Origin of the sequence: Citrobacter sp. 50677481 (genome assembly GCF_001463265.1) — a bacterium.
In the GTDB taxonomy this organism is placed as follows: domain Bacteria; phylum Pseudomonadota; class Gammaproteobacteria; order Enterobacterales; family Enterobacteriaceae; genus Citrobacter_A; species Citrobacter_A sedlakii.
In genome coordinates this window covers 93,383-106,791 of sequence record NZ_LNHZ01000048.1, presented here as the reverse complement: position 1 = coordinate 106,791, position 13,409 = coordinate 93,383, and the positions used below count along the sequence as shown (strand labels likewise).

13 protein-coding genes are annotated in these 13,409 nt (G+C 57.8%); 2 read left to right on the top strand and 11 right to left on the bottom strand.

Going from position 1 to position 13,409, the window contains the following annotated elements; genetic code table 11:
* Nucleotides 1-12: 12 nt before the first annotated feature.
* From menH to APU02_RS12020, 5 genes are all read right to left on the bottom strand, one after another.
* Nucleotides 13-771: a 2-succinyl-6-hydroxy-2,4-cyclohexadiene-1-carboxylate synthase gene (gene menH, locus APU02_RS12040; RefSeq protein WP_060570117.1), complete on the bottom strand. Its 759-nt coding sequence runs from the start codon at nt 769-771 to the stop codon at nt 13-15.
* Nucleotides 768-2,438: a 2-succinyl-5-enolpyruvyl-6-hydroxy-3-cyclohexene-1-carboxylic-acid synthase gene (gene menD / locus APU02_RS12035; RefSeq protein WP_060570116.1), complete on the bottom strand. Its 1,671-nt coding sequence runs from the start codon at nt 2,436-2,438 to the stop codon at nt 768-770. The genes menH and menD overlap by 4 nt, the downstream gene beginning before the upstream one ends.
* Nucleotides 2,439-2,522: 84 nt before the next feature.
* Nucleotides 2,523-3,821: an isochorismate synthase MenF gene (gene menF / locus APU02_RS12030; protein WP_060570115.1), complete on the bottom strand. Its 1,299-nt coding sequence runs from the start codon at nt 3,819-3,821 to the stop codon at nt 2,523-2,525.
* A 96-nt stretch (nt 3,822-3,917) separates the two neighbouring features.
* Nucleotides 3,918-4,223, bottom strand: a complete 306-nt coding sequence (elaB, locus tag APU02_RS12025) for a stress response protein ElaB (RefSeq protein ID WP_042290656.1) — start codon at nt 4,221-4,223, stop codon at nt 3,918-3,920.
* Between the two features lie 54 nt (nt 4,224-4,277).
* The gene (locus tag APU02_RS12020; protein WP_060570114.1) at nt 4,278-4,739 is read right to left on the bottom strand and encodes a GNAT family N-acetyltransferase; all 462 of its coding nucleotides are present in this window, start codon (nt 4,737-4,739) and stop codon (nt 4,278-4,280) included.
* Nucleotides 4,740-4,804: 65 nt separating this feature from the next.
* Here APU02_RS12020 and rbn point away from each other — a divergent pair, with 65 nt between their 5' ends.
* Together rbn and APU02_RS12010 are read left to right on the top strand one after the other, a co-directional pair.
* Nucleotides 4,805-5,722: a ribonuclease BN gene (gene rbn, locus APU02_RS12015; RefSeq protein WP_060570113.1), complete on the top strand. Its 918-nt coding sequence runs from the start codon at nt 4,805-4,807 to the stop codon at nt 5,720-5,722.
* 63 nt (nt 5,723-5,785) lie between these two features.
* A complete protein-coding gene (locus APU02_RS12010; RefSeq protein WP_060570112.1) occupies nt 5,786-6,796 on the top strand; it encodes a chemotaxis protein in 1,011 nt (336 codons plus the stop codon).
* A gap of 77 nt (nt 6,797-6,873) precedes the next feature.
* On the opposite strand, the gene nuoN is transcribed toward APU02_RS12010, so the two are convergent.
* From nuoN to nuoI, 6 genes are all read right to left on the bottom strand, one after another.
* Nucleotides 6,874-8,331 (bottom strand): NADH-quinone oxidoreductase subunit NuoN, encoded by a 1,458-nt coding sequence (gene nuoN, locus APU02_RS12005; RefSeq protein WP_042290665.1) that lies wholly within the window; start codon nt 8,329-8,331, stop codon nt 6,874-6,876.
* 6 nt (nt 8,332-8,337) lie between these two features.
* The gene (nuoM, locus tag APU02_RS12000) at nt 8,338-9,867 is read right to left on the bottom strand and encodes an NADH-quinone oxidoreductase subunit M (RefSeq protein ID WP_042290666.1); all 1,530 of its coding nucleotides are present in this window, start codon (nt 9,865-9,867) and stop codon (nt 8,338-8,340) included.
* A 291-nt stretch (nt 9,868-10,158) separates the two neighbouring features.
* Nucleotides 10,159-12,000, bottom strand: a complete 1,842-nt coding sequence (nuoL, locus tag APU02_RS11995) for an NADH-quinone oxidoreductase subunit L (protein WP_060570111.1) — start codon at nt 11,998-12,000, stop codon at nt 10,159-10,161.
* Nucleotides 11,997-12,299: an NADH-quinone oxidoreductase subunit NuoK gene (gene nuoK / locus APU02_RS11990; RefSeq protein WP_000612644.1), complete on the bottom strand. Its 303-nt coding sequence runs from the start codon at nt 12,297-12,299 to the stop codon at nt 11,997-11,999. Before nuoK ends, nuoL begins: the two co-directional genes overlap by 4 nt.
* The gene (nuoJ, locus tag APU02_RS11985; RefSeq protein ID WP_042290671.1) at nt 12,296-12,850 is read right to left on the bottom strand and encodes an NADH-quinone oxidoreductase subunit J; all 555 of its coding nucleotides are present in this window, start codon (nt 12,848-12,850) and stop codon (nt 12,296-12,298) included. Before nuoJ ends, nuoK begins: the two co-directional genes overlap by 4 nt.
* 11 nt (nt 12,851-12,861) lie before the next feature.
* Complete coding sequence (gene nuoI / locus APU02_RS11980; protein WP_042290673.1) at nt 12,862-13,404, bottom strand: NADH-quinone oxidoreductase subunit NuoI; 543 nt, start codon at nt 13,402-13,404, stop codon at nt 12,862-12,864.
* Nucleotides 13,405-13,409: the final 5 nt, after the last annotated feature.

Genomic DNA, 13,409 nt, shown 5'->3' with positions numbered 1-13,409 from the left:
TGTGTCCTTTAGTCAGAGACGCAGAATCTGCGCCAGACATGCCACCACGCCAGCGGGATTTTCCCGGTGCGCGTTGTGTCCGGCGTTACGAATCACATGGCTTTCCGCCGCTAATTCCGCCGCTAGCGCGCGAAATTTGCTGTCACGTTCACCACATAAATAATAAAACGGAAATGTCCGCGCGGTGAGCGCCGCGCGTAAATCGGGCTGCGCCGCAAGCGAGGTGGCTTCGAGCATCGCCGCCAGCGTGCCGCCGTTATTGTCGCTTCGCAGGGCAACCAGTTCGGCCCTTTGCCCGGCATTTAACGAGGCAAAAACGGGTTGTTGATACCAGTCGCTGAAAACGTCTCGCAGCGCTTCCTGGCGAAAACGCTGCGCCCAGTGAGCATCGGAACGACGGCGCGCGACGCGCGCCGCCTCACTTTGTAGTCCCGGATGACCGCCTTCAACCACCAGGCCACACAGTCCGGTCATCCCCTGACAGGCTGCCGTCATCGCCACTCTGCCGCCGAGCGAGTAACCCACCAGCCAGTAGTTCAGTATGTTGTAACTAATTAAAGTACTGCGCAGTAATTCGATCACCTGCGCAAATCCGCTTACGCGAATCTCAGCGGAACCGCCGTGGCCGGGCAGATCGACATACAGACGGGAAAACGCCGTCAACTGCTCGCCGACCGCCTGCCATTCCCGGCAGTCGCCGGAAAAACCGTGCAGAAAAACCAGCCAGGGCGCGCCGGGCTGAGCGGGTTTCGCCTGCGCGTGCAGGTTCATAGATGGCTTACCTGCGCCAGCAGTTGCTGCAACGTCCGGGTGCCGTCGGTATCGTTAACTACCAGTTCAATCACCGTCGTCGCGGGTGTTCGCCACGCGCCGGCTATCGCCGCGTCCAGTTCATCCCAGGTTTCCGGACGATAATATTTCAGCTCGAACATCGCGGCAGCGTGTTCAAAATGGACATTTTGCGGCATCAGATAAAATCGCTCGCGTTCGCTCTGCGGCGTCGGCAGTAGTGAGAAAATCTGTCCACCGTTATTGTTGACGACAATCAGTACGAACGGCGCGGATACCTGGCGCAGCAGCGCCAGCGCGTTAAGATCGTAGAGCGCCGAAAGATCGCCGACAATCGCCAGCGTTGATTTGGCGCTGGCGCGCTGTACGCCCGCGGCGGTTGACAATAAGCCGTCAATGCCGCTCGCCCCACGGTTGCTGTATACCGGATATCCCGCGGGTAACTGTGAAAACGCATCGATCAGGCGCACCACCAGGCTGTTACCGACGAACAACTGTCCCTGTTCGGGCAAATAGTCGCGGATGCGGTGCGCCAGTTGCGCTTCGCCAAACGCGTCACGACGCGCCGCCACCGCCTGCCAGGCCTGCTCAGCCAGACGCGGGATCGCCACGCACCAGGGCTTGCGTTTTTCCGCCGGATGCAATGCCAGCCAGTCGCCAATTTTCGCCACCAGACGGCGACCGCGATGATGGGCCGGATCCAGCCGCCCTTCGATATTATCGACAATCCAGTATTCGTCCGGCGTGCAGGTTGCCTGCCACTGCAGCAACCGTTTCCCGGTCAGGCTGCTGCCCAACTGTACGACGATCTGCGCCTGTTCCAGTTCGGTGACCGCCTTCGCGTTCCCGAGCCACAGATCGGCACAGGGCAGCGGTTGTCCGGTTTGCGACAGCACATCGCCAATTAGCGGCCAGCCCAGCGTTTGCGCCCACTCGGCAACCTTTTTACCCTCTTCCGCGCTCATGCGCCCGGCAACGACCACCCCTCGCTTCTGGCGCCAGAAAAACCAGTCGCGCTGCTTTTCACTTTCCAGCCGACGCGCTTCGCGCAGCCAGGGCTTGTCATCCTGCCACCAGTCGCCGAGGCGCTGCTGCCAGGCCAGTCCCGTGTCGTCCATATCGCCATACAACGGTTCGGCAAAGGGACAGTTGATGTGCACGGCGCCAGCATGCAGCGACGCCAGCGCGTTATCGATGGTCGAAACCAGCCAGCTTGCCGGAATATCCTGCGTCGGACGCGGCAGCGAGATCGTTTGCGACGGATGGGACGCAAACATCCCTGCCTGGCGAATGGCCTGATTCGCACCGCAGTCGATCAGTTCAGGGGGGCGATCGGCCGTCAGCAGAATCAGCTTTTCACCGGTCAGCCCCGCTTCAATCAGCGCCGGATAGAGGTTAGCCACCGCCGTACCGGACGTGACGATTACCGCCACCGGCTGTTTGCTCGCCTTTGCCAGTCCCAGCGCCAGATGACCAAGTCCACGCTCATCGAAATGCGTGTGGTGAATAAATGCCGCGTTTTCCGCCGCCACCAGCGTGAGGGGCGTGGAACGCGAGCCAGGGGCAATGCAGACATGCCTGACACCGTGGCGAGTTAATGCTTCCAGAATGACCGCCGCCCAGCGTCGGTTAAATGCGCTTACTGACATGAGTTTGTCCGGTATCAATATTGCGACTCAGTATAAAGAATGGAAAAAATGGATTATTGATATGAATCGGAATTAAGTGACTCATTATCCGTCCATCTGTAACAAAGTTCGCAGACCTGCGGCTTTATTGTTGATTTCCTGCCATTCCTGTTCGGGATCGGAACCGCGAACAATGCCCGCTCCGGCATACAGTCTGACCACGTTGTCGGTGATTTTCGCTGAGCGCAGCGACACGCAAAACTCGCTTTGCTGTAACGACAGATAACCCGCCGACCCGGCGTACCATTCGCGTTCGAACGGTTCATGTTGATGAATGAACATCCGCGCGCGATCCCGGGGGATCCCCGCCACCGCCGCCGTCGGCTGGAGTTGCAGTAAGCACAGCGTATCGTCAGGCTGATTCAGCGCCGTCCAGATGCAGCGGCGCAAATGCTGGACCTTTCGCAGCCTCAGTACTTTTGGCGGCAGCACGTCCAGCGAGTGGGTATGTTGTTGTAATCGCTGGCAGATATCTTCGACCACCAGCATGTTTTCGCGCTGATTTTTATCGTCCTTCATTAACCACTCGCCCAGTTGCCAGGCTTTGTAGTCATCAGGATCGTTAGCGACTGTCCCCGCCAGCGCCTCGGTCCGGAGCGCGGTATCCCGCCGCCGCCAGAGTCGCTCCGGGGATGAGCCAAGAAAAGCGCTGTTCGCGCAAAAGGCCATGTAGAAATGATAGCAGTTCAGATTCAGACGACGGCTTGCCGCCATCATCGCGGCCGCATTCACCGGACGAGAAAATTGCAGATCGCTGGCGCGCGCCAGCACCACTTTTTCCAGTTGGTCTTCGGCAATCGTGCGCGTTGCCTGCTGAATCAGCGTCACCCAGCCTGCTTTTTCCGGCCAGTGCTGCTCGCCAACCAGGGTAAGCCGCAGCGCCGCCAGCGGTTTGACGCTCGCCAGTGAAGCGAGAAACGACAGCGCCCGGTCGGCATCCTCACGCAGCGATCTGTCGCTCCAGACATGCAACCGCAGCACCGCCACGCCCGCACAGCGCCGCCATTCCAGACGGGGCAAAAAGAGTTCGCCCGTTTTCGGGTCGAAGGCGTTCAGTCCCCAGACTCGCAGGTCGCTTTGCTGTGGGTGGTCGCGAAGAAAACGCTGCGCGGCATCAAGCGAGGAAAAGCGGGAAACCGAACCGAGCACCGCGGCTTCTTCATCGCCGTTGCGCTGCTGCCAGTAAAATTGTGGGTAAACAGGCTGGCTCGCAAGCCAGCTTAACGCGTCGAAAGCGTCATTGAGGGGGAAAGGGACATCGAAAACCCGCATGCCCGGCGCGGCGGGTAATTCCTGCGATAAAAGGCGCGTCAGGCTTTCCAGCGCAGTAGTGAGTGAATTCACGCGGACCTCTCCCTGTTAAAAACCTCACATTATACGGGGTACTACAGAAAAAATGCAGTACCCCAGTTTAGGGAGTCGATGCGTTTCCGGTGAGGGTTAACGCCGTGCGAGCAGCAAGCCCAGTACCATACCTACCGCTGCGCCCACGCCGATCCCCTGCCACGGTTTTTCATGCACATAGTCATCAGCGCGATACACCGCCTGTTTTGCGCGATAGTAATAGCTGTCGGACGCATGGCTGACGCGATTTTTTACATCTTCCAGCGCTTGTTCTGCGCGCGCTTTGAGTTCGATATACTTTTGATCGGCAGGGTCACCCGAAGAGCGCAGCACCTCTTCCAGCGTCTCGCTCAGCAACGTCAGGTCGTCATCAATACGCGAATCACCAAACTGATAAGACATTCTCGTTCTCCATTTTAGTAAAACCTGTTCCTAACTATAGACAACGACGCGGATTTACGCCTGAATTGCCTCACGGGCCATACCGATATGGGCAATGCCGTCTTCATCATAGACATCGGTCACGGGCGTAAAACCGAATCGCGCGTAGAAGTTTTGCAGATGCGCCTGCGCGCCGAGATACAGCGCTTTTTGCGGCCAGTGCTGCTGGCAGGCGGCGAGCGTCCGGGACATCAGATGTTGGCCAAGCTTTTCGCCACGCAGGGCTTCGCTGACGATCACCCGGCCAATGACCACCGGCTCCAGCGCGTTGTCACTTTTCAGAATCCTCGCATATGCCACCAGCTCATCGTTATGCCAGCCGAGGATGTGGCGGTTTTCACCCACCAGATCGTCGCCGTCAATATCCAGATAAGGGCAGTGCTGTTCGACGACAAACACCGCGCAGCGCAGTTTAAGTAGCGCGTACAACGCGGGAACCGTTAATTGTGAATGATGCAGATCTTGCCAGGTAATCATCGCGCCCTCCTTTTGCTCAAACGTTTTATACTAGCCAGAATAAGTTGAAAAAGTGTAATGAAATAATGGAATTTATCTTTTTAGGTACCTCGGCGGGCGTCCCTACCCGCGCGCGCAACGTCACGGCGATATTGTTGCATCTGCACCATCCCACTCAGCCCGCGCTGTGGCTGTTTGACTGCGGGGAAGGCACGCAGCAGCAGATGCTGGAGACGGCGTTTCATCCCGGCAAGATTGAACGCATTTTTATCAGCCACCTGCATGGCGATCATCTGTTTGGTTTACCGGGTCTGTTGTGTAGCCGCTCGATGGCAGGCAATCCGCATCCGCTGACCCTTTATGGACCCAAAGGGCTTCGTGAATTCACCGAAACCAGCCTGCGCCTGAGCGGTTCGTGGACCGACTATCCGCTGGATATCATCGAGATTACCGCCGGTGAAATCCTTGACGACGGCTTGCGCAAGGTGACCGCCTACCCGCTTGAACACCCGCTGGAATGCTACGGCTACCGCGTTGAAGAACACGACAAACCGGGTGCGCTTGACGCCAACGCGCTGAAAGCCGCGGGGGTTACGCCGGGTCCCTGGTTTCAGGACTTGAAAGCCGGAAAGACAATTACCCTTAATGATGGCCGCACCATCAACGGCGCGGACTACCTTGCTCCGGCAACCCCGGGCAAAGCGGTGGCCATTTTTGGCGACACGGCGCCCTGCGTCGGCGCCCTTGCGCTGGCGAAAGGGGTTGACGTGATGATTCACGAAACCACCCTGGATGCCTCGATGGAAGAGAAGGCCAACAGCCGGGGTCACAGCTCCACCCGTCAGGCGGCGATGCTGGCGAAAGAGGCAGGAGTCGGCAAGCTCATCATGACGCATATCAGTTCACGCTACGATGAAACCGGCTGCCAGCGCCTTCTGGCGGAGTGTCGGGCCATTTTTCCGCACACGGAACTGGCTGCGGATTTCGCCGTTTTCACGGTTTAACGCTCCACTTTTTGTCCCCGGTGCCGATAACAGTAAAAAGGCAGTATTCACACTGAGGACAGAATGGACAATTTCCAGAAAGATATCGATGACAGGGCGAATCTCACCCTGTCCAACCGCTTTGAGCTGCTGCTGTTTCGTTTGGGAACCTCCCTGCACGAGCAAAAGTCTGAGCTGTTTGGCATTAACGTCTTTAAGTTGCGAGAAATTGTGCCAATGCCGACGTTTACGCGTCCGGCAGGCATGAAGGCGCCGCTGCTGGGGATGGTGAATATTCGCGATCAGGTGATCCCGGTGATCGACCTCCCCGCCGTCGCCGGGTGTCAACCGGAAAACGGGTTGAATATCCTGCTGATCACTGAATACGCCCGCAGCGTCCAGGCCTTCGCCGTCGAGTCAGTGGAAAACATCATGCGTCTGGACTGGCAGCAGGTGCATACCGCCGAGAAAGCGGTAAACGGACGTTACATCACCAGTATCGCCTGCCTGGACGAGGACAAAGAGACCAACAACCTGGCGCTGGTGCTGGACGTTGAGCAGATCCTGTATGACATCGTGCCCGCAAACCATGACCTACGCGCCACGGAACTGAAAACCAGTAAATTCAACATTACCCCCGGAGCGGTGGCCATTGTCGCCGAGGACTCTCGCGTGGCCCGGGCGATGCTGGAAAAAGGCTTGAACGCAATGGACATTCCGCACCAGATGCACGTTACCGGGAAAGACGCATGGGAGAAAATCCAGCACCTGGCGAAAGAGGCCGAAGCGGAAGGCAAAGCCATCAGCGAAAAAATCGCCCTGGTGCTTACCGACCTGGAAATGCCAGAGATGGACGGATTCACCCTTACCCGTAAGATTAAAACCGACGAACGCCTGAAGCACATTCCAGTGGTGATCCACTCCTCTCTGTCTGGCAGCGCCAACGAAGATCATGTACGCAAAGTGAAAGCTGACGGCTATGTGGCGAAGTTTGAAATCAACGAGCTGTCGTCAGTTATTCAGGAAGTGATGACGCGCGCGGTGAAAAGAATTGACGGCCCGCTGGTGAGCAGACAGCGGTTAAGCGGATCCTAATAACGCCAGAGAGGCTGGCCGGTATGTCAGCCCACAAAAAAACCCGCCGAAGCGGGTTTTTTAGGTCTGCGTTTCGCTTACATCAGCGGCATCGCTAACTGCACAATGCTGATCAGCGGCTGCGGCCAGACGCCGAGCACCAGCACCAGCAGCGCGGAGATCAGCACCACAATGCCGCCCGCGCTGTACTGCCAGTTCGACGGCGCATCGCGGTTAAGCTGCTGCGGCGCGCTCAGGTACAGGCTGACCGCAACGCGCAGGTAATAGTACAAACCTATCGCGGAACCGACCACCACGGCGGCAACCAGCCACCACAGGCTGGCCTGCACGCCGACCGCCAGCACGTAGAACTTGCCGATAAAGCCGAGCGTCATCGGGATACCCGCCAGCGACAGCATCATTACCGTCATGACCGCGGCGAGAACAGGACGATGCCAGAACAGACCGCGATAGGAGAACAGTGAGTCAGCATCCGGCCCACGGTACGGGCTGGACATCAGACTGACCACACCAAACGCGCCAAGGCTGCTAAAGAGATAGCCGGCCAGGTAGACGCCCACCGCTTCCATCGACATCTCGCCGCTCTGCAGGGCAATCAGCGCCACCAGCAGATAGCCGAGGTGAGAGATGGAGGAGTAACCGAGCAGACGCTTAATGTTGGTCTGGCTCAGCGCCATCAGGTTACCGAAGATGATAGAGGCAAAGGCGATAATGCCCAGCACCACGCGTACCGCTTCGCTGTCGCCTACTGGCGCATAGAGGAACAAACGCATCACCACACCGAAGATAGCGATTTTGCTCGCCGTCGCCAGGAAGGTCGATACCGGCGCAGGCGCGCCCTGGTAGACGTCAGGCGTCCACAGGTGGAACGGCACCAGAGACAGTTTAAAGCCGAGGCCGACAATCATCATCCCGAAGCCCGCCAGCAACAGTGGTTCGCTCAGCATACCGTCGCCGAGGCTCTTGCCGAGGGCCACGAACGACAGGTTGCCGGACTGTGCGTACACCAGCGCCATACCAAACAGCAGGAAGGAAGACGCGGCGGCGGACAGGATAGTGTATTTGATACTGGCTTCCAGCGAGCGCTTCTGGCGGAAGGCATAGCCTACCAGACCAAACAGCGGCAGGGAGATCAGTTCGATACCGAGGAACAGCGCGGCCAGATGGTTAGCGTTCGCCAGCAGGATCCCGCCCAGAGCGGCAATCAGCACCAGCAGGTAGAACTCTTCCCGGTTGTCGTCATAGCCTTCCAGCCACGGGTAGGCAAACGTACAGGTCGCCAGGCTCGCCAGCAGAACCAGCCCGGTGTAGAGCATGGCGAAACCGTCAACCCGCATCAGCGGCGTGACGTCCATGGCGCCCGCCTGGCCAACAAACCAGAGCGAAACCAGCGCAGCGTTAAGCCCAATGACCGACAGCGTGGCATTGAGAAAGTGATTGCGTCGCCACGCAATGGAGAGCATCACAACCACCACCGTCAAGCCGACGATCAGCAGCGGTAGCAGCGCAATCAGGTGTTGTGGAGTTATTGTCATGGCGATTTACGGCCTTGTAGTAGAAACGGAATTAACAAACCACTGCTGGATGTTGCTCATCGCGGAATGCGACGTATCCAGAATCGGCTGCGGATAGAAGCCAAGCAGTACCAGAAGCACGACCAGCAACAGGATGATAAACAGCTCGCGCAGCGACATCCCTGCCAGTTCCTGATTCGCAATCTGGCTTTTGGCTTTACCGAAGTAAGCACGATGCAGCATCGCCAGCGAATAAACAGAGGCAAACACCAGACCAAAGGTGGAGATGACGGTGATCACCGGAACAACCTGGTAGCTGCCGAACAGGATCATAAATTCACCGACGAAGTTACCGGTGCCAGGCATACCGAGCGTTGCCACTGCGAAGAACATCGACAGCGCAGGCAGCCACTTCATTTTGCCCCACAGGCCGCCCATCATGCGCATATCACGCGTATGCAGACGTTCGTACAGCTGGCCGCAAAGGATAAACAGCCCCGCCGCGGACAGACCGTGCGCGATCATCTGGATCACCGCCCCCTGGTACGCCAGCTGGCTGCCAGTGTAGATAGCAATCAGCACGAAGCCCATATGGGAGACGGAGGTGTAGGCAATCAGACGCTTGATGTCGTACTGGGTAAACGCCATCCATGCACCGTAGAAGATGCCGATCACACCCAGCCACATGGCAATCGGCGCGAACTCCGCAGAGGCGTTCGGAAACAGCGGCAGAGAAAAACGCAGCAGACCGTAGGCCGCGGTTTTCAGCAGAATCCCCGCAAGGTCAACGGAACCGGCGGTCGGCGCCTGAGAGTGCGCATCCGGCAGCCAGCCGTGCAGCGGAACCACCGGCATTTTCACCGCGAAGGCGATGAAGAAGCCCAGCATCAGCAAGTATTCGACGCCGTGGGACATCGGGGTATTCAGCAACGCTTCATAGTTGAAGGTCCAGACGCCGGTTGCATTGTAATGCACGAACACCAGCGCCAGGATCGCAATCAGCATCACCAGACCGCTCGCCTGGGTGTAAATGAAGAACTTGGTTGCCGCCGTGATACGCGTTTTACCGTCGGACGCCTTATGGCCCCACAGCGCGATCAGGAAGTACATCGGCACCAGCATCATTTCCCAGAAGAAGAAGAACAGGAACATGTCGATGGCGAGGAACACGCCGATCACACCGCCCAGGATCCACATCAGGTTCAGGTGGAAGAAGCCCTGGTATTTTTCGATTTCTCGCCAGGAGCAAAGTACCGCCAGAACGCCGAGCAGGCCGGTCAGCACCACCATCAGCAGCGACAGACCGTCGATAGCCAGATGAATAGAGATGCCAAAGCGCGGGATCCACGGCAGGACAAATTCAGACTGCCACTGCGGAATGCCAGCGGATTGCGTCAGTGAATAGCCGCCCTGCAACCACAGCTGCAGGCCAAGCGCAAGCGTCAGTCCCATGGTGATCAGCGCGATCCAGCGCGGCACCTTCACGCCAAAGCGTTCGGTCTGCCAGCACAGAAACCCACCAATGAAGGGAATAAGTATTAGCCAGGGTAATAACATGGCAGTATTTGTTCCTTGTTTAAGTCCGGTTCAGGCTATCTTGCTCGTCATAGCGACCCCGGCTGTGCTCGCAATCCGCACGTACTTAAGTACGCTTCGGTTGCTGTGCGCAGGCGGTGTCCACTCTGACTTCGCCGATAACGCCTGTCCTGTCGGACCTGATTTTCAACGAATTTCAACAAATTCACGTTTGAGTGCGGTTTGTTGTGTCGGGTGGCGCTTTGCTTACCCGACCTACGGTCTTGTAGGCCCGGTAAGCGCAGCGCCACCGGGCAAAACCGCGATCTCAAATCAACGTAAAACCATCAACAACGCCAGCACCACAACCGCACCGATGCTCATGGATGCCACATACCAGCGCAGATAGCCGTTCTCGCTGAACAGCAGGCCTTTACCTGCAAAGCGGGAAAGGATTGCCGGTACGTTCATCAGCGCATTCAGCGGATCGCGCTTCAGCAGCCAGGCCACGCCAAGGAACGGCTTCACGAACACTTTGTCGTACAGCCAGTCAAAGCCCCAGGCGTTGTACCACCAGGTGCCCAGCAGACGGCCCGGCGCACTGTTGGCGATGGACGTCACCAGCGTGCGTTTGCCCAGCCACAGCCATGCGGCAATCAGGATGCCCGCGATCGCCACGACACCAGAGGTAATTTCCAGCGTCATTACGCGGCCATGTTCAAGTTCGGTAGTCTGCGGCAGAACCCCCTGCAGCGGCGGCACAATCAGCGCGCCGACAAAGGTGGACAGCACCATCAGGACAATCAGCGGCAGATGGTGGGTGATCCCCTTCCCTGCATGTGCGTGAATTTGTTCTTTACCGTGGAATACGATGAAAATCATTCGGAAGGTATACAGAGAGGTCATGAATGCACCGACCAGACCTGCCACCATCAGATTGATATGACCGTTCGCCATCGCGCCAGCCAGAATCTCATCCTTACTGAAGAAGCCTGCGGTCACCAGCGGCAGCGCCGACAGCGCCGCTCCGCCCACCAGGAAGCAGAGATACACCAGCGGAATGGACTTACGCAGGCCGCCCATCTTGAAGATGTTCTGTTCATGATGGCAGGCCAGGATAACGGAGCCAGACGCCAGGAACAGCAGCGCTTTAAAGAAGGCGTGCGTCATCAGGTGGAAAATCGCCGCATCCCACGCCTGCACGCCGAGCGCCAGGAACATGTAGCCAATCTGACTCATGGTGGAGTAGGCCAGCACACGTTTGATGTCGGTTTGCACCAGCGCGGCGAAACCGGCCATCACCAGCGTGATTGCGCCCACAATCCCAACCAGATGCAGGATTTCCGGGGTCATCAGGAACAGGCCGTGCGTACGTGCGATCAGATACACGCCGGCGGTAACCATGGTCGCGGCGTGGATCAGCGCGGAGACAGGCGTCGGGCCAGCCATCGCGTCGGCAAGCCAGGTCTGCAACGGCAGCTGTGCGGATTTCCCTACCGCTCCCCCCAGCAACATCAGCGTCGCCCAGGTCAGCATATTGTTGCCCGCGTCGAAATGCGCTGGCGCCAGTTCAACCATTTCGCGGAAGTTCAGGGTACCCAGCTCGTTGTAGAGGATGAACAGCGCGAAGGCGAGGAATACGTCACCCACGCGGGTTACGACGAACGCTTTCATCGCCGCGGCGCCATTCTTCGGATCGCCGTAATAGAAGCCGATCAGTAAGTAAGAGCACAGGCCCACGCCTTCCCAGCCGAGGTACATCAACAGCAGGTTATCGGACAGCACCAGAACAACCATGCTGGCGATAAACAGGTTGGTGTAGGCGAAGAAGCGTGAGTAACCCTCTTCGCCGCGCATGTACCAGGAAGCGAACATGTGGATCAGGAAACCCACGCCGGTAACCACGGAAAGCATGGTCAGCGACAGGCCGTCCAGCACCAGGTTGAAGCCGATATTGAAATCACCGACCGACATCCACGTCCACAGCGGCTGGCTGTACGCCTGCTTGCCGTTCGCGAAGAAGTCGATACCGACAAACGCGGTCACCAGCGCCGCCAGACCGATGGAGCCAACGCCCACGGTCGCGGAGAGATTTTCCGACCAGCGTCCGCGAGAGAACGCCAGCAGTACAAAGCCAATCAATGGCAGAATAATGGTTAAGGCAAGCATGTTCATCCACGCATCTCACTTACTGAATCGATGTTCAGGTTCTGGCGACGGCGATGAAGTTGCAGCAGCAGCGCAAGGCCGATGCTCGCTTCAGCCGCCGCAAGGCTGATGGCGAGAATGTACATCACCTGACCATCGGTCTGGCCCCAGTAGCTTCCGGCGACCACAAAAGCCAGCGCGGAAGCGTTGATCATGATCTCCAGCCCAATCAGCATAAACAGCAGATTGCGGCGGATAACCAGACCGGTTAAGCCCAGAACAAATAAGATTGCCGCGAGGATCAGTCCGTGTTGTAAGGGGATCATGCGTGCTCCTCCGTTTTTCTTTTCGCGCTGTCGTCCTTACGGTTGCTCAGCACTTCCCCGGCGCGTTCTTCACGCCCCACGTGGAAAGCGACAACCAGACCGGCCAGCAGCAGCATAGACGCCAGCTCCACCGCCAGAACGTAAGGTCCGAACAGGGTGATACCGACGGCTTTCGCGCTAATCGGCTCACCGTCAATGCCCTGGTCGTTAACGCCAAGAATGGCGTAGACAATCACCACCAGCATGATGGCCGACAGAACCGCCGGGCCAATCCACACCTGCGGCTTCAGCCATTGGCGTTCCTGTTCAATTTCAGACCCGCCCAGGTTGAGCATCATCACCACGAACACGAACAGCACCATGATGGCGCCCGCGTAGACGATGATTTCCAGCGCACCGGCGAAGTAAGCGCCCAGCGAGAAGAACACCCCGGAAATCGCCAGCAGCGAAATAATCAGGTACAGCAGCGCATGCACCGGATTGGTATGGGTGATCACTCGCAAGGTTGCGAGAATGGCTATCAGGCCACAGATATAAAAAGCGAACTCCATTGCCCCTCTCCTTACGGTAACAGGCTCTTGACGTCGATAGGCTTAGCTTCGTTTTCCGCTTCGCCCTTATCTTTGCCGTCGATTGCCATACCTGCCATCCGGTAGAAGTTATATTCCGGATATTTACCCGGACCGGAGATCAGCAGATCCTCTTTCTCGAAAACCAGATCCTGGCGCTTATACTCACCCAGTTCAAAGTCCGGGGTAAGCTGGATCGCCGTTGTCGGACAGGCTTCCTCGCACAGACCGCAGAAGATGCAGCGTGAGAAGTTGATACGGAAAAACTCCGGATACCAGCGACCGTCTTTGGTCTCCGCTTTTTGCAGAGAAATACAGCCTACCGGGCACGCTACCGCACACAGGTTACAGGCAACGCAGCGCTCTTCGCCGTCCGGGTCGCGCGTCAGGACGATACGACCACGAAAACGGGGCGGCAGGTAGACCGGCTCTTCCGGATACATCTTTGTTTCGCGTTTTGCGAACGCATGCAGGCCGATCATCCAGATACTGCGTACCTGGGTGCCGAAACCTACTAACAACTCTTTTAAGGTCATGGTCT

Coding starts and splice junctions, on each gene's coding strand:
- menH (WP_060570117.1), bottom strand. CDS start 771: ATGAACCTGCACGCGCAGGCGAAACCCGCTCAGCCCGGCGCGCCCTGG.
- menD (WP_060570116.1), bottom strand. CDS start 2,438: ATGTCAGTAAGCGCATTTAACCGACGCTGGGCGGCGGTCATTCTGGAA.
- elaB (WP_042290656.1), bottom strand. CDS start 4,223: ATGTCTTATCAGTTTGGTGATTCGCGTATTGATGACGACCTGACGTTG.
- APU02_RS12020 (WP_060570114.1), bottom strand. CDS start 4,739: ATGATTACCTGGCAAGATCTGCATCATTCACAATTAACGGTTCCCGCG.
- rbn (WP_060570113.1), top strand. CDS start 4,805: ATGGAATTTATCTTTTTAGGTACCTCGGCGGGCGTCCCTACCCGCGCG.
- APU02_RS12010 (WP_060570112.1), top strand. CDS start 5,786: ATGGACAATTTCCAGAAAGATATCGATGACAGGGCGAATCTCACCCTG.
- nuoN (WP_042290665.1), bottom strand. CDS start 8,331: ATGACAATAACTCCACAACACCTGATTGCGCTGCTACCGCTGCTGATC.
- nuoM (WP_042290666.1), bottom strand. CDS start 9,867: ATGTTATTACCCTGGCTAATACTTATTCCCTTCATTGGTGGGTTTCTG.
- nuoL (WP_060570111.1), bottom strand. CDS start 12,000: ATGAACATGCTTGCCTTAACCATTATTCTGCCATTGATTGGCTTTGTA.
- nuoK (WP_000612644.1), bottom strand. CDS start 12,299: ATGATCCCCTTACAACACGGACTGATCCTCGCGGCAATCTTATTTGTT.
- nuoJ (WP_042290671.1), bottom strand. CDS start 12,850: ATGGAGTTCGCTTTTTATATCTGTGGCCTGATAGCCATTCTCGCAACC.
- nuoI (WP_042290673.1), bottom strand. CDS start 13,404: ATGACCTTAAAAGAGTTGTTAGTAGGTTTCGGCACCCAGGTACGCAGT.